The organism is Hymenobacter sp. FMD4, assembly GCF_058932745.1.
In genome coordinates, this window is sequence record NZ_JBZYWH010000057.1 from 1 (window position 1) to 277 (window position 277).

The window sequence follows — 277 nt, forward strand, 5'->3', positions numbered from 1 at the left end:
TGCTCCAGAAAGGAGGTGATCCAGCCGCACCTTCCGGTACGGCTACCTTGTTACGACTTAGCCCCAGTTACCTGTTCTACCCTAACTGGCTCCGTTGCGGGGCACCAGCTTCAGGTCTACCAGACTTCCATGGCTTGACGGGCGGTGTGTACAAGGCCCGGGAACGTATTCACCGCGTCGTTGCTGATACGCGATTACTAGTGATTCCAGCTTCACGAAGTCGAGTTGCAGACTTCGATCCGAACTGAGAACGGCTTTTCGAGATTGGCTCCATATC

The 277-nt window shown here is 54.9% G+C and carries 1 rRNA gene; it reads right to left on the reverse strand.

Features of this window, described 5'->3' with window-relative positions:
- Nucleotides 1-8 precede the first annotated feature (8 nt).
- A 16S ribosomal RNA gene (locus AC5FXY_RS22330) occupies nt 9-277 on the reverse strand; the annotation flags it as partial.